The sequence below is a fragment of the Nanhaiella sioensis genome (assembly GCF_046557775.1).
Lineage (GTDB): Bacteria > Bacillota > Bacilli > Bacillales > SM2101 > Nanhaiella > Nanhaiella sioensis.
This window is the reverse complement of record NZ_JBKAEG010000001.1, coordinates 705,916-726,320: the sequence shown is the minus strand read 5'-3', so window position 1 is coordinate 726,320 and position 20,405 is coordinate 705,916. Positions and strand designations below refer to the sequence as shown.

The 20,405-nt window shown below is 34.8% G+C and carries 18 protein-coding genes; 12 read left to right on the top strand and 6 right to left on the bottom strand.

What is annotated here, in order from left to right:
- Positions 1 to 7: 7 nt before the first annotated feature.
- Entirely contained in the window at positions 8 to 802 is a 795-nt protein-coding gene (locus V1503_RS03450) for an NAD kinase (protein WP_214483299.1), read from the top strand.
- 7 nt (positions 803 to 809) lie between these two features.
- Positions 810 to 1,709: an RluA family pseudouridine synthase gene (locus V1503_RS03445; RefSeq protein WP_410624868.1), complete on the top strand. Its 900-nt coding sequence runs from the start codon at positions 810 to 812 to the stop codon at positions 1,707 to 1,709.
- Between the two features lie 92 nt (positions 1,710 to 1,801).
- Here V1503_RS03445 and prpE read toward each other — a convergent pair whose 3' ends face one another.
- Both prpE and V1503_RS03435 read right to left on the bottom strand, forming a co-directional pair.
- On the bottom strand, positions 1,802 to 2,569 hold the full coding sequence (prpE, locus tag V1503_RS03440) for a bis(5'-nucleosyl)-tetraphosphatase PrpE (RefSeq protein WP_410624866.1): 768 nt from the start codon (positions 2,567 to 2,569) through the stop codon (positions 1,802 to 1,804).
- 836 nt (positions 2,570 to 3,405) lie between these two features.
- Positions 3,406 to 4,560 carry an FtsW/RodA/SpoVE family cell cycle protein gene (locus V1503_RS03435; RefSeq protein ID WP_320259156.1) on the bottom strand — a complete coding sequence of 385 codons (1,155 nt, stop codon included), beginning with the start codon at positions 4,558 to 4,560 and terminating at the stop codon, positions 3,406 to 3,408.
- Positions 4,561 to 4,948: 388 nt separating this feature from the next.
- Between V1503_RS03435 and mgtE the strand changes: the two genes are divergently transcribed.
- From mgtE to V1503_RS03415, 4 genes are all read left to right on the top strand, one after another.
- The gene (mgtE, locus tag V1503_RS03430; protein WP_410624864.1) at positions 4,949 to 6,319 is read left to right on the top strand and encodes a magnesium transporter; all 1,371 of its coding nucleotides are present in this window, start codon (positions 4,949 to 4,951) and stop codon (positions 6,317 to 6,319) included.
- Between the two features lie 17 nt (positions 6,320 to 6,336).
- Positions 6,337 to 8,190, top strand: coding sequence for a monovalent cation:proton antiporter family protein (locus V1503_RS03425; RefSeq protein ID WP_410624862.1), 1,854 nt, complete (start codon positions 6,337 to 6,339; stop codon positions 8,188 to 8,190).
- A gap of 209 nt (positions 8,191 to 8,399) precedes the next feature.
- On the top strand, positions 8,400 to 9,176 hold the full coding sequence (gene fabI, locus V1503_RS03420) for an enoyl-ACP reductase FabI (protein ID WP_214483305.1): 777 nt from the start codon (positions 8,400 to 8,402) through the stop codon (positions 9,174 to 9,176).
- 161 nt (positions 9,177 to 9,337) lie between these two features.
- A complete protein-coding gene (locus V1503_RS03415) occupies positions 9,338 to 9,793 on the top strand; it encodes a CotO family spore coat protein (RefSeq protein WP_410624859.1) in 456 nt (151 codons plus the stop codon).
- 52 nt (positions 9,794 to 9,845) lie between these two features.
- Here the strand turns inward: V1503_RS03415 and cotI are convergent, their stop codons facing one another.
- The gene (gene cotI / locus V1503_RS03410) at positions 9,846 to 10,934 is read right to left on the bottom strand and encodes a spore coat kinase CotI (RefSeq protein WP_410624857.1); all 1,089 of its coding nucleotides are present in this window, start codon (positions 10,932 to 10,934) and stop codon (positions 9,846 to 9,848) included.
- Between the two features lie 240 nt (positions 10,935 to 11,174).
- On the opposite strand from cotI, the gene V1503_RS03405 reads away from it, so the two are divergent.
- The 4 genes from V1503_RS03405 (at position 11,175) to V1503_RS03390 (ending at position 14,988) form a co-directional block, all read left to right on the top strand.
- Positions 11,175 to 12,305 (top strand): glycosyltransferase family 4 protein, encoded by a 1,131-nt coding sequence (locus V1503_RS03405; protein WP_410624855.1) that lies wholly within the window; start codon positions 11,175 to 11,177, stop codon positions 12,303 to 12,305.
- A gap of 48 nt (positions 12,306 to 12,353) precedes the next feature.
- Complete coding sequence (locus tag V1503_RS03400) at positions 12,354 to 13,412, top strand: CotS family spore coat protein (protein ID WP_410624853.1); 1,059 nt, start codon at positions 12,354 to 12,356, stop codon at positions 13,410 to 13,412.
- Position 13,413: 1 nt separating this feature from the next.
- Positions 13,414 to 14,409 carry a hypothetical protein gene (locus tag V1503_RS03395; protein WP_410624851.1) on the top strand — a complete coding sequence of 332 codons (996 nt, stop codon included), beginning with the start codon at positions 13,414 to 13,416 and terminating at the stop codon, positions 14,407 to 14,409.
- A gap of 345 nt (positions 14,410 to 14,754) precedes the next feature.
- Positions 14,755 to 14,988 carry a hypothetical protein gene (locus tag V1503_RS03390; protein ID WP_410624849.1) on the top strand — a complete coding sequence of 78 codons (234 nt, stop codon included), beginning with the start codon at positions 14,755 to 14,757 and terminating at the stop codon, positions 14,986 to 14,988.
- 642 nt (positions 14,989 to 15,630) lie between these two features.
- Here V1503_RS03390 and V1503_RS03385 read toward each other — a convergent pair.
- Positions 15,631 to 16,791, bottom strand: a complete 1,161-nt coding sequence (locus V1503_RS03385) for a glycosyltransferase family 4 protein (RefSeq protein ID WP_410624847.1) — start codon at positions 16,789 to 16,791, stop codon at positions 15,631 to 15,633.
- Positions 16,792 to 16,982: 191 nt separating this feature from the next.
- Between V1503_RS03385 and V1503_RS03380 the strand changes: the two genes are divergently transcribed.
- Together V1503_RS03380 and V1503_RS03375 are read left to right on the top strand one after the other, a co-directional pair.
- Complete coding sequence (locus V1503_RS03380) at positions 16,983 to 17,798, top strand: UTP--glucose-1-phosphate uridylyltransferase (protein WP_410624845.1); 816 nt, start codon at positions 16,983 to 16,985, stop codon at positions 17,796 to 17,798.
- A 108-nt stretch (positions 17,799 to 17,906) separates the two neighbouring features.
- Entirely contained in the window at positions 17,907 to 18,371 is a 465-nt protein-coding gene (locus V1503_RS03375; protein WP_410624843.1) for a hypothetical protein, read from the top strand.
- Positions 18,372 to 18,603: 232 nt separating this feature from the next.
- Here V1503_RS03375 and V1503_RS03370 read toward each other — a convergent pair whose 3' ends face one another.
- Both V1503_RS03370 and V1503_RS03365 read right to left on the bottom strand, forming a co-directional pair.
- Positions 18,604 to 19,176, bottom strand: a complete 573-nt coding sequence (locus V1503_RS03370; protein WP_410624841.1) for a hypothetical protein — start codon at positions 19,174 to 19,176, stop codon at positions 18,604 to 18,606.
- 372 nt (positions 19,177 to 19,548) lie between these two features.
- The gene (locus V1503_RS03365; RefSeq protein ID WP_320259141.1) at positions 19,549 to 20,235 is read right to left on the bottom strand and encodes a BMQ_0737 family morphogenetic spore coat protein; all 687 of its coding nucleotides are present in this window, start codon (positions 20,233 to 20,235) and stop codon (positions 19,549 to 19,551) included.
- Between the last annotated feature and the right edge of the window lie 170 nt (positions 20,236 to 20,405).

Genomic DNA, 20,405 nt, shown 5'->3' with positions numbered 1-20,405 from the left:
GTTGATAATGAAATTTGCTGTAACTTCAAAAGGTGACACTACATCAAATACATTAATGCATAAAATGAAAACATACTTATTAGATTTTGATCTAGTATATGATGAGGATCGGCCAGATATAGTCGTTTCTGTAGGTGGAGATGGTACGCTATTGTATGCTTTCCATCGTTATAAAAGCAGACTCGATAAAACTGCATTTGTAGGTGTTCATACAGGTCATTTAGGTTTTTATGCGGATTGGGTTCCAGATGAAATTGAAAAGCTTGTTATAGCTATTGCAAAAACACCTTATCAAGTGATTGAGTACCCAATATTAGAAGTAATTATTCGTTACTTAGATGGAGCTAAGGAACAAAGGTATTTAGCCCTAAATGAATGTACTGTAAAGAGTGTTGAGGGGTCTCTTGTTATGGACGTGGAAATAAAAGGTCAGCATTTCGAGACATTTAGAGGTGATGGGTTATGTGTTTCAACGCCGTCAGGCAGTACAGCTTATAATAAAGCACTAGGCGGTGCTATTTTACATCCATCATTAGAGGCTATACAAGTAGCTGAGATGGCTTCTATTAACAATAGAGTGTTTCGTACGATTGGCTCACCTTTAATATTGCCAGGGCACCATACATGCTTGTTTAAGCCCGTAAATGATGTAGATTTTCAAATCACTATAGATCATTTAACACTACTTCATAAAGAGGTTAAATCTATACAATATCGGGTTGCTCATGAGAAAATAAGGTTTGCTCGCTTTCGACCGTTTCCATTTTGGAAACGTGTTCGTGATTCATTTGTTAAGGAATGACTACAATTTGAAAAACTTTAAACTACAATGGATAATTTCTGAAAAAGATCACTATAAGCTCATTCGTGATTTTTTGAAGCAGCAACATATTTCAAAGGCTTCACTCACTGATATCAAGTTTGCAGGTGGAGATATTATTGTTAATGGAAAATCTCAGAATGTTCGCTACAGGCTAAAGCAAGGTGATCAAGTAGTAGTTGTATTCCCAATAGAACCAATTGGTAAAGGTATAGTAGCGGAAAATATTCCTTTAGAAATTATTTATGAGGATGAGTATCTGTTAATTATCAACAAACCACCTAATATGCCGACTATTCCTTCACGTCAACATCCTCAAGGATCCCTAGCAAATGGTTTGTTGAACTATTATAAGGAGCAGGGCTTACAAATTACCGTTCACATTGTCACTAGACTTGATCGTGATACATCTGGATTGGTTTTGGTAGCGAAGCATCGTCATGTTCACCATTTGCTGTCACAACAACAACAGTTAGGACAAATTAAACGAGTTTACTACGCTATAGTAAACGGGTTGGTGACATTAAATAGTGGAACGATTACTTCACCAATTGGAAGGAAAAGTAATAGTATCATTGAAAGGGAAGTTAGGGATGATGGACAGAAGGCAATTACTCATTTTCAAGTAGTAAGAAGGTATCCTACTTATACATTGGTACAATTACGTTTAGAAACCGGAAGGACGCACCAAATTCGGGTTCATATGTCGCATATTGGTCACCCATTAGAGGGAGATACTCTATATGGTGGGACAGTGCAACATATTAAACGGCAAGCTCTGCATTGTCACAAGTTAACATTTTGTCATCCGGTTACATATGAGGAATTAGTCTTTCAAAAAAATTTACCTGATGATATGCATTCACTTACGACTGAATTTGATAAGTAGGAGAGTACTCTACACATATGGGCAATCAGGTGAAGAAAGCCTTCACCTGATTGCAGAACTATTTTGAGATTTAACTGTAACATTTTAGCGTATTATGATCGTGTATTATTTTGTTGCTCATCCTCTTCAAACGTTCTAAATTTCTCAGCAATATATGGCATAGTTGATTGTACAGCGACAGTTTCAATCTCAGGGTAACGAAAGGCTGTTAAGCTCCCTCCAAATACAGCACCTGTATCTATATTTATCGTTTTATTAATGATTCTAGGTTGTTTGACAGGTGTATGGCCATATACAATCCAGCTATCTCCATTGTAGTTTTGAGCCCAATCTCTTCTAATTGGTGTCCCATCGTCATTCAACTTTCCCGTTATGTCTCCATACAGTACAAACGTCTTGACTTGCTTGTCGTTTCTTCCAATAAAATCAGCGCGGATACCAGCATGTGCAATGATCAGTTTGCTATTATTAATTTGATAATATAATGGTGCATTCTCATAAAGCTCAATAAAATTAGATTTGACTTCTTGTTGTTCATAAACATTAAGCTGATTATATTCAGCGACCGTCGTATCTAATCCATGGGTGACTTGAACTTTATTTCCTAAAAAGAAACGATACAGTTTATTACAATGATTACCTGGTACATAAAATGAATGCTGATTTTTTACTAAAGAATAAACGATGTTAATCATACGAACGGAATGCGGTCCTCGGTCTGTTATGTCACCAACAAATGCTATGCAACGATTATTAGGATGTAATGGTACCCCAGATGACCATATGTAACCAAGTTTTTCTGTTAACAGCTTGAATTCGTTATAACACCCATGTATATCTCCAATGACGTCAATGTCCATTATGTACTCTCCTTAACAATAAGCATTTTAACTCTCCATCTCAAATGTGATTTTTTCTTCAGATAATTGTCATCTATAATCGAGTTAATTTCGAGGTGTGTTGAAAAAACATCATAGAACTTTTCTTCTTTTATAATAAGCTACATTGCATTTCACTATTCCAAACAGATCGTTATATAAAAATACATCATGCTACGAATATGACAAAGTCTAACACAAATGAATAAGAGCAGCTAAAAAAGCTGCGGATGAGTCAGAAAAAGCTTCTAGTTTGGACAATGAAGGGTGCGAATGTATAGGTTATGACAATAAAGGTGCAAGTACGACATTAATGATATTGGTTTGGATAGTAAAAGGTGCAAATGGGACAGTAAGACTATAGTTTTAGAAAATAAAGGAGGCGGTTGCGACAGTAAAACTAATGGTATGGACAATAAAGGATGCGAATGTGACAGTAGGATTATAGGTTATGGCAACAAAGGTGCAAGTACGACATTCGTGATGTTGGTTTAGGTAATAAATTGAAAAATAACTTTGTGCTACGCTAAAGGAATCTCCTCTTGGTTGAGGTGTTAATCATTCAACATTAGATGTTTGAATGACTAACTACCCATAACTAAAAAGCGAAGCTCTTTTCAAATGAGCTTCGCTTTTGTGTGATTTTCACTCTACTCCAAAACCTTCAAACGGAATATTACGCTTGTGTAGGGCGTCTTCGCAAGTTCTAAAGCTAATAATGATGACAGCTTATGTTCCTAAAAGCAAGCCAATAGGAAAAACCTCTTCATGTTGCTAGAGGAGAGTAATAATGGCAACTTTTTTGAGTAACCTGTATCTTAATCGAACATAAATTTGATTGTTCTCGAACGCACATTTAATACTATTCCTATAGCAATCATGTAGGTAAGCAAGGAGCTTCCACCATAGCTAATAAAAGGAAGAGGAATTCCTGTTATGGGTAAAAGACCTATTGTCATACCTATATTTTGGAAAACTTGAAATGTAATCATGCCTATAATTCCTGTACAAAGGTAGCTGCCGTAAGGATCATTGCTTTCTAGAGCGGTATGAATGATCCGGTAGATAAGCAGGAAGAAAATAGAGATTAGCAAGCAAGCACCAATGAAACCAAATTCTTCTGCTATAATTGCAAAAATAAAGTCTGTATGTGCTTCAGGAATACGTACACCTTCAGTCATATACCCTCGTCCGACTAGCTCCCCAGATCCAATAGCCAATAAAGATTGTAATAGCTGGAACCCTTGGGTAGGATATTCGTACGGAGCAAGCCATCCGTAAAATCTGCCTAATGTGTATGAATTACTATCTCCTCCTAAGAAATATTCGACGAAAAAGTCAAAGTTTAGGAAGTATATAAGAACAACGACACTTATGATTAAGATTACTGAAAAAAACAATGCTGCAATATAGCGCCATTTGATTCCAGATACAAGGATAATAGATGCGATAATAGCGGATAATACCATTGCAGTACCAAGATCGGGTTGCATCATAACAAGTAGCAGAGGTGGCCCCGAAATGAGCATGATTTTCATAAATAGCAATAAGTCTTCTTTAAGTGTCCGAATAGGATATTTTTCATTGTGGCGAAACACAATTTGACTTAATAGAATGATGAGGAAGATTTTCATCACCTCAGATGGCTGAAAGCTTCCAAGCCCCCCAGGAAACTGATACCAACTTGTTGCTCCATTTATATTTTTGACAAAATCTCCTTCTGGAATAATTTCTAAGCCGAGCAGAAGAAGCATGCCAAGACCATATAAAATCCAAGATATTTGTCTGAAGCGGTCAAAATCAATAATCATCGTCACAAGAATAGCTACTAAGCCAATCACATACCAAACAATTTGTTTTGTCACATATGCTGAATTAGCACTATAAATAGCAATACAGCTATATATTACAAAAAGTATCATTAACAACACAATCATATAATCTATCTTTGGTTGAGTCTTTTCTTTTTCCATTGTATAAACCTTCTTCTAGTTATTTCTCTCTTCGATATATTTTGACATAACTAGCGACATTTTACTATACATTTGCTAGTATAATGTGTATAAAAATTTTTTCCTGTTACAATAGTAAGTCTTATTGTTATCGTAAGGATGTAGTGACACGTGTTCAATAAGAGAATAGTGACTCGTTTTCCTTTTATTAACAGTAAGTATAATTAGTTAATACTATTGCTAAAAAAGTACTGAATAACATTCAGTGTAATTAGTTTATCATAATTTTTGTTAACTTGAGCATCCTCCGATACATAAGATTTCGTGTAGTAGATATTAAGTGGGTTTATTTTACATTTTAAAAAATGTAAGGAATTATGATTTTAGACTAGAGAGGGGGTTAACTAAAATGAGTGATAATAAAAAATTTGACACGTTGAGAGACTTTAATGAACTGATTCAGTTACTGTTAGAAGAAAATATTGAATATTTTAGAGAAAAGTTTTTTGACTTACATCCATATGATCAAGCCAAATTTTTCGTGAAGTTAGACAAAAATGTTAGAATGCTATTATATCGTTTTTTATCACCTAAAGAGATGGCTGCAATTTTCGAGAACATTGAAATTGAAGAAGAAGATTATCAACGGATATTATCTGAGATGAATCCAAACTTTGCTGCTGACATGCTTGCGGAAATGTATGCAGATGATGCCGTTGACGTCTTGAATGAAATTGATAAAGATCAGGCAGCTAGTTATTTAACGATCATGGATGACGAGTCAGCTGGAGAAATTAAAGATTTACTTCATTACGAAGAATCTACAGCTGGAAGTATTATGACAACTGAATTTATTGCTATTCATGCAAATCAAACTGTTCGTTCAGCGATGCATATTTTGAAAAAAGAGGCACCGCGTGCAGAAACGATCTACTATGTATATGTGATCAATGAAGAGAAGCAATTAGTAGGTGTCATATCATTAAGGGATTTAATTATATCTGATGATGAAACGATGATAGGAGATATGATGTATGATCGCGTGCTAGCAGTTTCTGTAGCAGAAGATCAGGAAGAGGTAGCTAAAAAGATGAAGGACTATAACTTTTTAGCAGTACCTGTGGTAGACTTTAGAAATCACCTTTTAGGGATTATCACTGTAGATGATATTATGGACGTAATGGATGAAGAAGCATCTGAAGATTATTCAAAATTAGCAGCTATTTCCGACGTAGACAGTTTTGACAAAAACTCCTTAACTGCAGCACGTAAAAGGTTACCTTGGTTAATTATTTTACTTCTTTTAGGAATGATGACTGCTAACCTCATTGGTAAGTTTGAAAGAACACTTGAACAAGTTGCAATCTTAGCTATGTTTATTCCGCTCATTGCAGGGATGGCGGGTAATACTGGAACACAAGCATTGGCGGTTGCAGTGAGAGGAATTGCTACAGGAGATCATGAGCATGAGAGTAAATGGAAATTACTTATCCGTGAAGCAGGAACTGGACTAATAACTGGCGTTACGTGTGGAGTACTTGTTACAATAATCGTATATTTTTGGCAACATAATATATTTTTAGGTATTCTCGTAGGACTGTCAATTTTAGCGACCTTGATCGTAGCTACGATTGCAGGTGCATTAGTCCCCTTAATTATGCACAGGTTAAAAATAGATCCAGCAGTAGCATCTGGTCCATTTATTACTACTATCAATGACATATTAAGTATTTTAATTTATTTTGGAATGGCAACACTATTTATGAGCTATTTACTTTAGAAAGGCAGGAATATTATATGGAGCAACATGCTTCTGTCACTTCGCTAGTTATCGTAATAATCATTGCATTTTTAACTCCAATTTTACTTCATAGACTGCGATTGAATCTCATTCCGTTGGTCGTTGCAGAAATTGTGATGGGGCTAATTATTGGAAAAAGTGGATTTAATATCGTACATCCTGACATGTGGCTAGAAACGCTGTCGATGTTAGGCTTCATCTTTTTAATGTTTTTAAGTGGTCTAGAAATCGACTTCTCAGCATTTGCTGGAAGTAAAAAGAAGGAAAAATTGAGCAGTGGAAAAGATGCACCAAATCCATTTCTTGTTGGATTTCTTATTTTTGTAGGTATTTTTGGTATATCCTTAGTTCTATCATACATATTTGTCTGGTTTGGTATCATTGAAAATGCATTTTTAATGACATTAATTATTTCTACAATCTCCCTAGGGGTTGTTGTTCCTACACTCAAAGACGTTCAAATTATGAAGTCATCAATCGGCCAAACGATCCTGTTAGTAGCTGTCATTGCAGACTTAGTGACAATGATTTTATTAGCTGTCTTTGTTTCTATTTATGATACTGGACAAGGTAGCACTTGGTTATTACTGATCTTGTTTGGTGTTGGGGTTATCTTTTATTTATTGGGGAAATATTTCCGTAACCAATCTTTTCTTGAAACGATGTCTAAAGGAACAATTCAGATTGGCACAAGGGCGGTATTTGCATTAATTATTGTATTAGTGGCATTATCTGAAACAATCGGTGCAGAAAATATATTAGGAGCATTTTTAGCTGGAGTACTTGTTTCCCTTTTAGCACCAAATGCAGATCTAGTCCATAAATTAGACTCATTCGGTTATGGCTTTTTAATACCAATTTTTTTCGTCATGGTCGGGGTAAATTTAGACATCTGGTCCTTATTTGAACACCCTAAATTGTTATTGTTTATTCCGTTATTGCTAGGAGCTTTGTTTATCTCAAAAATAATCCCTATTTATATATTAAGAATTTGGTATGATCGAAAAACAGTTCTTGCTTCTGGTTTTCTTCTAACATCAACTTTGTCCTTAGTAATTGCCGCAGGAACTATTGGTGTTCGGATGGAAATTATTAGTCAACAAATGTCAGATGCATTTATTTTAGTAGCAGTTATAACAAGTGTTGTTTCTCCAATTGCATTTAAAAAGATCTTCCCAGTACAGGAAGGAGAAATGCGTAAATTAAAGGTTGCCTTTATTGGAGCGAATCAACATACTCTAACTGTGACACGAGAATTAAACCCAGCTTTATATGAGTCAACTTTATATCATGTTACACAAGAGAAAATTGAGAAGAAAATTGCTGATTCATTGTTTGAGATTGTTGAAGTATCTGACTATTCGATTGAATCATTAAAGAATCTCGATGTATTTGATGTAGATATTTTTGTAGCAACAACTGGTGAAGAAACAATAAATGCTGAAGTAGCCATCTTTGCAAAAGAGTATGGTGTGGATCGTGTCATTGCGAGGGTTGAGTCACCGAACTTAGACGAGGAGCTAAAGTCAAGAAATGTCGATGTGTTCTCGGTATTCTTATCGACGAAAGCCTTGTTAAAGGCATTAATTGAGTCTCCAAGTGTCATGAACATCTTAACTAATCAAGATACTGCGTTATACCAAATCAATATGAATAATCTTAAATACGACGGTTTAATGCTGCGTAATTTTCCTTTTACTGGTGATGTGATTTTCGTTCGAATGTTCAGAGGAAAAGATTCGATCGTACCGCACGGGGATACTGAACTGAAAATGGGTGACAGGCTCATTGTAACAGGGTCACGAGAGTATGTAGAAGAGTTAAGAAGAGTACTTGAATTTGGTGAATAATAAAGCTATTCATAAATATTGATTAAAAAAAGGGTCTGAATCTATACTCTATATTCTGTATACAATATTGCTATAAATGATACAGACCATAGGGTATACGAAGCTGGCCCTTTGCTTATGAGAAATATATTATGAATGTGCTCAAAAATATGTTATACTATTTTTATTACTAGGTACTAATAACTTGTAATAATTCAGGAGGGATATACATGTCTTTTTCTTTAAAAGGACGTACATACGTTGTAATGGGCGTTGCAAATAAACGTAGCATAGCATGGGGCATCGCTCGTTCACTTCATAATGCTGGTGCAAGACTTATTTTTACTTTTGCAGGTGAGCGTTTAGAGAAGAATGTCCGAGATCTTGCTGACACGTTGGAAGGGAATGATACACTCGTCTTACCTTGTGATGTTACAAACGATGAAGAAGTTGCTAATTGTTTCAGCAAGATAAAAGATGAAGTAGGTACTATACATGGGATTGCTCACTGTATAGCTTTTGCAAATAAAGAAGAGCTAACTGGAGATTTTCTTAATACATCTCGAGACGGCTTCTTATTATCACATAACATTAGTTCATACTCTTTAACAGCTGTCGCAAAAGAAGCAAAGGACCTTATGACAGAAGGTGGAAGTATTATTACTTTAACTTATTTAGGTGGAGAACGTGTGGTCTCAAACTATAATGTGATGGGTGTTGCAAAAGCATCACTTGAAGCTAGTGTGAAATATTTAGCGAATGACTTAGGGAAATATGGTATACGTGTTAATGCAATTTCCGCTGGACCAATCCGAACATTGTCAGCAAAAGGTGTAAGTGATTTTAACTCTATTCTAAAAGAAATTGAAGAACGTGCACCTCTTCGTCGTACAACAACACAAGAAGAGGTTGGTGACACAGCTACGTTTTTATTCAGTGACTTTTCAAGAGGTATTACTGGTGAAAATATCCATGTAGATTCTGGATATCACATTCTAGCAAGGTAAATCGAAAAAAATAGTTTAGAAATTTATAATCGAAAGTATAAATCGTTTTAAAAACCTTCTTTTCAAATGAAAAGAAGGTTTTTTTTCTTAAATTTAGGTAATTTGTTGTACGAAGTGCATAAATATATATTGATGGAAATCGAATTAAGGAGTGAAAGAGCATGAAAGAAAAACAAAAAATTAAAAATACACCATTTATGTATATTATACAACCCAACTTAAGTACAATTGAATCATCTATGCAAAAAACATTTATAGCCAAGGTGGATAATAATGAATCTATAAATGTAACTGATATAAATAAAATCGATAACAAAGATAGTGTTGAAAAAATAGAACAGCCTGATCATATAATAGAAAAGAGAAAATATGCTAAAAAATCTTCAATTAAACCTTTTAAAGAAATGGACCTAGTTGAAAAAGTGAAATTTTTAGCAAATCCGCCAAAACAACTACCACGTGTAAAATGTAAAATTAAAACGATCAATGATATGTTTGAAGGTACGATTATTGAACAAACGGATGAAAAAATTTCAATGCATTTGATAGATACTGGCGAAACAATTACGATTAATATCGATGAGGTTGAACTAATAACGATGGTAGGATTGTCGTAGCTGTATGGTATGGAGGGAGCTCTAATTGTCGTGTAGACATTTAGAGCTTTTGTTATATTTGGTCAATCAACTTATTTAATGCGGTGGATTTAATTCGTTCATATTCCAACGCTCCTGTTAATTCATCGGGTAGTAATGGAGATTGACGTACATATCGTTCACGGATCACATCGTATAGCTCGTAAGGGAACAACATATCAATGAACATAATTTGTTTTTGTGCTGAAGAAAGAGGTGAAATTGATTCGTAAGCATTTATCATAATATTGAATTGTTCTTCATTCCAAACACCACTAGTGTCCAGCAGTGGTATGACAATTTTGCGCAAATCACGGATTGGTAAATCATACGATACGGTGTCAAGGTCAATTACCCAGATCTGCTCATCTGTTCCTAACAATGTATTACCTGTGCCATAATCCTGGTGACATAAAGTAGGTGTAGCCTCCATACTTTGTACCCATGTTTGATACTCTGATTCAAATAGTCTCTGTAATGTATTACGTCCTTCATCAATAAATGCATCTATTTCAGCTAAATAAGTTTGTGAAAAAGGATCATCAGGAAATCTTTGCGCAACTAGCTTCCATGTTTCCATCTGTTGACACCTTTTAATATAATGATTTGGCCATCTGCCAAGCTTTTTAAATACCGGAACACCTGGTGGTGGCAAGTAACCTATCGATGCTAAATGAAATTCTGCAAGCCCTTTCATCATGAATTCGACATCTTCAGTAACGGTTAATTCAAATGGTCTGCCCTCAATCCAATCATAGACAACAAACAAAAATGGTCCATGTTTAGAATAGAGTTCATCATGCTTATTAGGTATAATTCCTGGAACCCTCATACCTTTCTGTGCTAAGTAATCTTGGGCATAAATAGAAAAAAGCGCTTTTTTCTCAGGGCGGTGTATTCTTTTTAAACAAATGACTTGCTCTGTTGTATGGATTTTCCAAACGAGTGCCATTTGCCCCCCTTGGATAACCTCAATATTAGTTATTGAAAAATCCCAATAAGGCATAATTGTTTCTGCAAGTTTTAACAGCTTTTCTTCTTCTTCTGGTGTTAATACATACTCACTTTCTTCTTCTTCAAACTGATCAACTATAATTTGATCCTCAATCAATCCAGTCACCATCCTCCAATCCTTGTATGATTAATGTATGGTTATCCAACATAAGTTGCCAACAATTTTCTCAGTTTCATAAAAAAATAGGTATTTTCCTAGTTCTAGTATTTTTCACTGTAGCTAGGTAACGTGCCTACATTTAAAAAAATGAAAAGTAATTAGGAACAACGGTCCTTACAAACTCGTATCATAAATAAATAAGGATAGTTTATCTCAATTTTACTAAGTGTAAATGAATGGAGGTTGATTATGAAAATAGCTTTAATCGCTACAGAGAAACTTCCTGTACCTGCAATACGAGGTGGAGCGATTCAAATATATTTACAATCGGTTGCGTCAATCATTGCTCAAAAGCATGATGTAACAGTTATTTCAATTACAGACTCTGAGTTACTTGATTTTGAACAAACAAATGGTGTGAAATATGTTCGGTTTAGTGCAGATCGATATGTTGAGCAAATTGAAGCTCATATTAAAGCTGAAAATTATGATGTCATACATTTATGTAACCGTCCAAATTGGATAAAAATTCTAGCTGCTGCCTCACCCCAAACTAAATTTGTCTTAAGTGTGCATAATGAAATGTTCGATTATGAAAAAATGACTGACATTGAGGGTCTAGATTGTATTCAAAATGTTTCAAAAATCGTAACGGTTAGTAATTTTATTGGAAAAACAATAACATCTCGATTTCCAGAAGCCGTAAATAAAACATCGACGGTCTATTCAGGAGTAGATATAGACCACTATCATCCTGCATGGACAGGAAATGGTAAGAGTACAAGAAATAGAATTCGGGGCGAATTAAATTTACAAGGCAGAAAAATAGTCTTATTCGTAGGTCGTTTAAGTAAAGTTAAAGGTCCACATTTACTTCTTCAAGCTTTGCCGCACATCATAGACAAACATCCAGATATCATGATGGTTTTTATCGGGTCCAAATGGTTCGGTGACGATAATGTTAACAATTATGTACGTCATTTATATACGTTTGGTGCCATGTACAAAGAGCATGTGACGTTTATTAAGTTTGTGCGACCGAAAAATATTCCAGAGTTGTATGCAATGTCAGATGTATTTGTCTGTTCTTCACAATGGCAAGAGCCACTTGCACGTGTACATTATGAAGCGATGGCTGCTGGTTTACCAATTATAACGAGTAAGCGTGGTGGAAATCCAGAAGTCATTGAGGAAGGTAAGAATGGTTATATCATTGATGATTTTGAAAACCCAATTGAATATGCAAAGAAAATCAATCTATTGTTAAATGACGGAAATGCGCGTAGAAGCATGGGTAAATATGGTCGTTCAATCGTTGAACGTGACTTTAACTGGGATCGAGTAGCCGAGAATTTGTTACATGTGTATGAACAAGCATGAGCTAATTCACCAACTAAAACGAATCCTCTTCTGAAAGGGTGAAAGTATTTGGAACAACAGCATACTCAAGACATCTCTTATTTGAACCGAGTTTTACAGTTCTATCCATTTGATATATTAGATATTCATCTCATCGAAAGCCGGAGTGGAAGGACAACTTGGGAAGTAAAGACAAATGAAGGTGAAAAAATATTAAAACAGGCACAAATGAAACCGAGAAGAATGTTGTTTATCGCTGGAGCACATGATCATCTCTATAAAAATGGTTTGGCGATAACACCAATTCATAAAACATCAAGCGGTGCAATTTGTCTTGGAGCAAAAGATTTTTCATATGTGTTATACGATAAAGTAGTAGGAAATGAAATGATTTATTACAACAAGGATCAGATGAAGAAAACCTTTGCATTTGCCGCACAATTTCATATTTCTTCAAAAGGGTATGTTCCAGCCTCGGAAAGTAAAAAGCGTAGTAGACTTGACAAATGGCATAAATTATATCGATGGAAATTGCAAGAATTAGCGGGTAATAAGCAGTTAGCACAGTCTTATCCTGAGGACGAATTTTCTAAGTTATTTTTAATGTATGCTGACAAAATGCTTGAACGAGGACAAAATGCCTTAAGAGCTCTTGATAACGGCCAGTATGAACAATGGACAAAGAATTCAATTGAGGAAAGGAGTTACTGTCAACAAGATTTTACACTAGCTAGATTTACAGAAATTGACGGAAATCCATTTATGAGAGAGCTACATTCAATTACTTATGACCTACCATCAAGAGATTTACGCATTCTGCTAAATAAATTAATGAAAAAATTATCGGTATGGGATACTGATCTAGCTGTTGAGTTACTAAGTTCATATGAAGCTGTTAATCCGTTAACTCCAGATCAATATAAAGTGTTATGGGCCGACTTAGAATTTCCGTATTTATTCTGTTCAATTATACACAAATACTATTTAAGCCAGAAGAGATCCTGGGGTAATGAAAAGTATATTTGGGCGTTACAAAATATTATTGCAGTGGAAGATTCAAAAGAACAGTTTTTACATCAGTACAGAGAAATAGTTGGTAGTATAAAAGAAGGAAAAGGAGGTGAATGATGTGGTTGAAAATCAGTCTGACAAAGCGAATAATAAGATCCCAAAACTTGATTTAGCAAAATTTACATTTTCACCACCGGGACCGATGGGATGGAGTATTTCAGAGTATGAACAAATTCTTGATAATATAGATCAAATTGTCTTAAATGAATTAGCCGTAAAAAATCATTTATCCTCACTTGAAGGAGTAATCCTGCAGGAATACCCGACAGTAAATACAGTGACAGATGATATAGTAATCCAAGAAAACAGTGATGTGGAATCAGCTATAAAGAACGAGCAATTAGATGGAGTTGGTAGTGAAATAACTGCTCTGGAAGAAAGTGTCGATACACAAGAGATAGCGGCCAATGGAGATACGATTACTGATGAGCATGAGGAGTTCAATAGTCATGCAAAGGAATCCGAAAATTCACAAATAATGGAAGAGAATAGTCATAGTCATGATAATACAGGAAAGAACAGGCGTAAGGGATCTAAGAAGGCGTTATATCGTATTCTGTTAGAAGAAGAATTCGGTGAATATCCCATTTTTAGTACAAGTAACAAAAATAGTTTACAGGAAAGGAAAGGTGAAGATGCATCTAGCGGTAAGCTCGTAGAAGAAAAATCACATCCAATTGGTAAAGATACGAAGAGTCAAATCAAGGATGATGATAATCAGAGCAGCAAACAGCAATCAAAAAAAGATTTACACCAATTATTTAATGAAGAAAATGATAAAGATCGCAATGTAGATAAATCACCAGAGTTAAAAACGAATGTTACTCATGATAAGACTAATGATTCAACAGAGTCATTAAGTAGTTTGTCATCAGATGAAGTTGATGGTATCGATAAAGTTGACAATGTGAAAGAAGACTCAGAGAAAACTAAAGAAATAACAGCGAACGATACTGCCGATGTTGATCAAGAAATACTTAAGGAAGAAAAGGTAATAATGATTGCTTCAACCGACCCTTTACCTAAACCATCCATATATATAAGCAATGATTAAACTTATTTTGGCAATAAGATATAGTGATGCAGTTTTCTTATTTTTAGGCTGTCTTCTTTTCTCATACTAAAACATAAACCCTTGTGGCTTTTCATACTAAGCTAAATATGTAAAAACCAAGTATTCATGGCATCTTTTCTTGCAAAATCAGGTTATAACTATTAATTGATAACTTATTTTAGTAATAAGAACACTGTTTATGAAAAAGAGCCTTTTCTTAGTAATTAGGTCTCTATGGGCTAGTAAATCTTTTACCCCTCAAAAATTCAATATTATTTTGTCAATAATTTAATGCAAGATGCATATCATGTTAGCGTAATGAATTTCGGGTGAGGAGGAGTACAATTGGGTGAAGTCATTTCAGTAAAAGTAGATATTGATTTTGAAGAAGGGTTTGAGCTTTCACATAATGTAAGTCCTGAGGAGGCTTTGAAGGCTGTATTGAAAGAAATTAAGAACTTATCATTTGAAGAGCTAGAAATCGAACTAGAATATGAAGATGGTAATGTCTATGAGTATGTCATAGGTGAAGACGAAGAAGATGATGAAGATGAAGATGATGATGACGAAGAAGATTAAACAACTGTAAATTACAACCTGTAAGGTCAGATCTTTACTTCTATAGCTTGTAAAAGAGGGAATATCTCAAAACACAAGTTATAGAATTTGGAGATTTGACCTTTTTAACTATAATTGTTGAATTGGTGGTTTTGACATTTGTGTTGCTTTTTATTTTAAATAGAAAGACGGTCTTTGATGAGGCTGTTTTCACATTGATTGTTGTTTTTCGTATTAAGAAATAAACAGTACACAACTAGCGTTCATGGCATCTTTTCTTCTGTACAACGATGACTAACAATAAAAAAACCACTTTTTTGGTATTAAATTAATAACATTAGAAACAAAGTTTTCGAAAAGAGCCTTTAAAGATTACCATAGCTTTTATGCAGAAGCTGTTTTGTATTAATTGTTGCTTTTCGTAATTAGAACTATACAGGATTATAACTTATAATCGTAGCATCTTTTCTTCTCTAAAACCTGTAAAATTATATGATACTTAGTAGTTTCGCAAATTTACATAATATCAGAGTTTAAGAAAGGAGCCTAAGAAGAAAAAACAGAAATTAATGCGATAAATAGCAAAAAACAAAAATCAGCAATATGCCGCTTTTTGTTTTGAGTTCAAATTGTTGGAGTTGTTCCGTAACGAGGGCAAAATTTTTAGGTGCTATTTTGCTTTTCTTTATACAATACTTCGTTGTATACCCTTTCTAGCCGATCTGCAACGTGGTGAAACTGGAAGTTAACTTCAACAAATTTTCTGCCTAATTTAGCAAACCCCCTCGCAATGGATGGGTGTGATAAAATAAAATTGATCGATTTGGCATATTCCAAAGGATTGTTATAGTCATAAATAAGAAGGCCGTTCATTGCATCAATCATAACTTCTTCATTTCCACCCCGCTTAGTAGTAACTACTGGAATACCAGCAGCCATCGCTTCATAATGGACCCTCGCTAATGGCTCATTCCAAAGAGAACTACAGACAAATACATCTCCAATTAGAAATAAATGTGGAATATGTTCAGCTGGCACATACTTTGTAAAAATGATGCGATCTCCATATGGAAGTGCTTGTTTGTACAATGAGCGCACATAGCCATTCATATTATTATCACTAAACCACTTTCCCCCAACAATAACGAGAACAGCATGTTCATTCTTTTTTAATATATATTTCATTGCCTCAAGTAATATATGAGGGCCTTTGGATTGGCTTAAACGGCCGACAAATAATATGACTTTTTCATGCTGAGCAATACTATACTTTTGACGTAATCGATGGCGGATGCGTTTGCCTTCAAGAGACCATAGAGGAATGAATTGTTGTAAATCGACCCCAGAATAGACGACCTTTATTTTTTTTTCAGCTTCTGGAAATCGTGTTAGCACTGTTTGTTTAATATAATTGCTTACAGTCGTAATCGCATCAACGTCACGTACAATTTGTTGACCTTCATCAAAGGCAAGTTTATGTTCTGCAAACATTTCATTATGAAGACTAACGACGAAGCGGCTAGATGGAGAAGCTTGCTTATATAGTGGCACATTTGCAGGGCGGTTGTATACATGGATTACATCAAAGGTATGATTAGATAATTCTTCTGCTACTAGTGACCTATAATGCTCTCTGTCAAAACGTATAAAGGTTACTCCACTACGCTCTTCCTTATCAGGTAGATCAGGGTCAGTGATTGAAAAAACTGTTATGTCATGATCATCTTTTAAATATGGGAGCACCCCATCAATCATCAGCTGGATCGCCCCTCCTCTAATTGATGGTGATGGAAGCTTTTCGGTACAAATAAAGCAAATCTTCACCTTATCCATCCCTCCTTCCGTGTCTGTTCATATTTTATTCTTGTTATGGCTATTTTTGTGACAAATGCGGAGCCCAAAAATAGCGCTAGTAAGTAATATTATCATGGTCAACTTGCAGGGAGAGGTTTCTCGCATAACATATAGGAAGGTAATTATCTTAACGGAAAGATAGGAAGTGAGGAGAGGTTGACGTGATTAAAAAAGCGATCATACCAGCAGCAGGATATGGAACACGTAGTTTACCAATCACAAAGGTTATTCCCAAGGAAATGTTTCCGATTGGTATTAAGCCGGCTATTCAATACGTAGTGGAAGAAGCAATTGAGTCAGGAATTGAGCAAGTATTAATGGTTGTTTCTCGATCAAAAAACCTTATCGTTGACTACTTCGACCATTCACTTGAACTTGAAGCATTTCTTGAGCGGAAAAATAAAATGCATTTGATGGATGCCCCTAATATACCTGATATACAAATCCACTATACTCGCCAACCTATTGCGAAAGGTCTAGGGGATGCCATTCGTCTCGGAAAGTCATTTATAAATGACGAGCCGTTTGCTGTGTTATTACCAGATGATATCATTCTCCATAAACATTCACCATGTCTGAAACAATTAATTGATGTATTTACGAAATATAAAGAGAGTGTCATAGGTTTACAAACGGTTGACGAAAAATACTTAAATCAATATGGTGTAATAAAAGGAAAAAAACACAGTAACGATACTTATAGGTTGACTGATATTGTTGAAAAGCCAAAGATAAATCCACCTTCTCAATTAGCAGTCATAGGTAGGTATGTGTTTACACCAATGATTTTTGAGCAATTGGATAAGATTAAACGGGGTATTGGTGGTGAATATCAGTTGACAGATGGCATGAAAGCATTGTTGCAATCAGAAAAGATATACGGCAAATTAATTGAAGGAAAAAGATACGATATTGGTAGTATGGATGATTATATGAAATTACTTAATTTTGTTTACAGTGATATAAAAAATGGGTAAAAGTGGTGGACTCTTGTCCGTTTCAATTTTAATATAACTTGCATTTACTAAATTAGAAACAGGTATAAATCATACCTTTAAAAATACTACCGAAAGGATGGAAATCGGATGTCAGGTTGTAAATGCAAAGGGAAAAGAGAAAATGAAATTTATTGCGTAATGGAAAATAATAATATCACAGTGAAAACTGTTGGAATGAACAACTTTACGAATATCGTTTTAACTACCCCAATGATAAATGTCACTGAAAAAAATTGGGTCGCTAAGGTGGATTCAATGGTTGACCTACAAGCAATCACAGGTGATGGAGCAGTTAATGGCGTGAGCTGTACTTATACTGTTGAACGTATTACAAGTAGTATGGCTAATCCAGTTATATTATGTGAGTATGCTGTTAATGATAATAGGGCTGGTGGAATGTTTACATTAACTCCGAACAACACTGTTTGTGATGAGCCAGGAGTTGGCTGTCATATGTATAGACTTACAATTGCAAATGATATGACAGATTTGGATACTGGAATTGACAGTAATTGTCGGAGTTTAAATGTTTCAACATTTCAAAAAGGGTGAGTGAAAATCTAGGTTCTTTTCGTAAAGCAATAGTTTTATAGGATTCTCAACTTTTTGAAAGATGAAAAGATGCCACAGACGATTGGTTTATCTTTAAGTATGACAAACAAGTTTATGCGAAAACAGTGAAAACTAAGAGAACGTAAGAAAAGGTCAACGTTCTCCTAGTTTTTTAATTTGCATTCTTAGTAAAAAAATGCTCATAATACAGTCAATTTTTGAAAAGTATACTTTAGTGTTGAATGATAATTTGATTAATGGAGGCAACTCCTTTTTTCAATTCCTGGCTATAAAAGAATGCCTTTACCTTAAATATAGGGACTTTCTGATTTAGGTGATAGGATATATGGAAATTTGCGAAAGATAGTTGTTCTTCTGGTCGGATTTGTTTTGTTCGTACTGGTTTTAACCAATACTCACCATTGTCTTCTACTTTGTTCTTAAGTGTGTCATTTACATAATCCCAAGCTTCTAATTGGTATGGGTTGTCGTGGGGGTCATAATTTATATGTTCACCAATCTTACCGCTAATTAAAATGTCATTCGAAGGAGAAGCGAGCAAACAAATAATCGGCTCATTCACTTCAACGGTACCAATATTTTTAATGACGAATGATCCGAATACTTTTAGTGTATTTTTTTTATCCTTTGGTAGCAGTACTGAATATTGAAAATAAGGAATAACGGATACAATTTCGTTGTTGTCAAGCTGGTTTATAGCTGAGAGATACTCTTCTTTAACAGTCTTTAAATCAGCTTCGTACTGCGCAAGTCGCTGCTCAATTTCACGAAACGATTCCTTCATTTGTTTTATCCTCCTTTTGATAAAATTGCTTAACATAACAAGAAAGAAATTGAAGTCAATATATATTTATGAAAAATAAGATTGTCTAACAAGTGAAAAATATAGTCGTAATTAAAACTATTTTATGGACGAGTGTTTTCAAAAATAGCCTTCGCATAGATTGTTGTCATTTGTACTAATAAACAACGAGAATTCGTGGCATCTTTCTCCCATAAAACAATCTTTATCTTCTATTTTAGGAGCTGAAGCAACAAAGTTTATGAAAATAGCCAAAAAAATAAAAGTGCCTTCAAATATTGTAAGGCACTTTCCGTTGATATCGTTAGAACTATGTTAGCTCACAAGTTTGTATCAAGAGGTTATGAAATGTTGTCAACACAACGGAAACAGTTCATCACATTGTGGAGGATTCGCTGGTGGGATGCAATCTAGGTCACACTTAATTTCTCCTCTAGGTTCGCAGAATTGAGCCCAAACTTTCAACACAACATCAAATTTCACCATGATGTTTTGGCAAGATTTAAGACAAACCCAAGTTGTTGCAGAACAAGTAAAAGTTCCATCAGCATTTTGCGTACATGAAATATTCATAATCGGTTCGACTTTACAAGTTTTATGACCCTCTAGTTCAAACGGATCACAGCATACTTCTGTTCCAGGAGGTGCACATAGAAGCACTTCCTCACAAGTAGAAACCATTACTGTGTCAAATGTTACCCAAACCGTTTCTGTCATACCGCTTGCATTCGTCCCTGTTGCTTCTACAGTTATATCGATGCAAAAAGTTTTCTTTAACGAGACTTTCCATAAGCGAATTTCTCTGCCGTCATGGTAACATAACACTTCAGTACGATCATCTGGATCTGGCTCTTCACAAGCGATAAGTGACACATCACACATCGTTTTGTCGATTGTTGCCATAGATAAGTCAATTGGAGAATTTGAAGTCGTTAACTGTAATTCTCTGTCTGTAAGCTTTGTTAGTAAAGTGGTCCAGTCATACACTTTACAAACATGTATACATTCTTCCTTCCAAGAATCGTCAAGCTTAATTGCCATACAAATCTTCCTTTCCATAAATTTTGAATCTACTTCATCTTATGAATTGACAGTTAGTATGTGATAAGATAAATGACTATTTTTTTATTTTTGAGCATGTGCACTTAATGATGTAAACATTTAAATTAATGTGCATAAAATGTAGGTAAGGTTAAGTATAAAAAACATAT

Coding starts and splice junctions, on each gene's coding strand:
- V1503_RS03365 (WP_320259141.1), bottom strand. CDS start 20,235: ATGGCAATTAAGCTTGACGATTCTTGGAAGGAAGAATGTATACATGTT.
- fabI (WP_214483305.1), top strand. CDS start 8,400: ATGTCTTTTTCTTTAAAAGGACGTACATACGTTGTAATGGGCGTTGCA.
- V1503_RS03435 (WP_320259156.1), bottom strand. CDS start 4,560: ATGGAAAAAGAAAAGACTCAACCAAAGATAGATTATATGATTGTGTTG.
- V1503_RS03405 (WP_410624855.1), top strand. CDS start 11,175: ATGAAAATAGCTTTAATCGCTACAGAGAAACTTCCTGTACCTGCAATA.
- mgtE (WP_410624864.1), top strand. CDS start 4,949: ATGAGTGATAATAAAAAATTTGACACGTTGAGAGACTTTAATGAACTG.
- V1503_RS03450 (WP_214483299.1), top strand. CDS start 8: ATGAAATTTGCTGTAACTTCAAAAGGTGACACTACATCAAATACATTA.
- V1503_RS03425 (WP_410624862.1), top strand. CDS start 6,337: ATGGAGCAACATGCTTCTGTCACTTCGCTAGTTATCGTAATAATCATT.
- prpE (WP_410624866.1), bottom strand. CDS start 2,569: ATGGACATTGACGTCATTGGAGATATACATGGGTGTTATAACGAATTC.
- cotI (WP_410624857.1), bottom strand. CDS start 10,934: ATGGTGACTGGATTGATTGAGGATCAAATTATAGTTGATCAGTTTGAA.
- V1503_RS03375 (WP_410624843.1), top strand. CDS start 17,907: ATGTCAGGTTGTAAATGCAAAGGGAAAAGAGAAAATGAAATTTATTGC.
- V1503_RS03370 (WP_410624841.1), bottom strand. CDS start 19,176: ATGAAGGAATCGTTTCGTGAAATTGAGCAGCGACTTGCGCAGTACGAA.
- V1503_RS03415 (WP_410624859.1), top strand. CDS start 9,338: ATGAAAGAAAAACAAAAAATTAAAAATACACCATTTATGTATATTATA.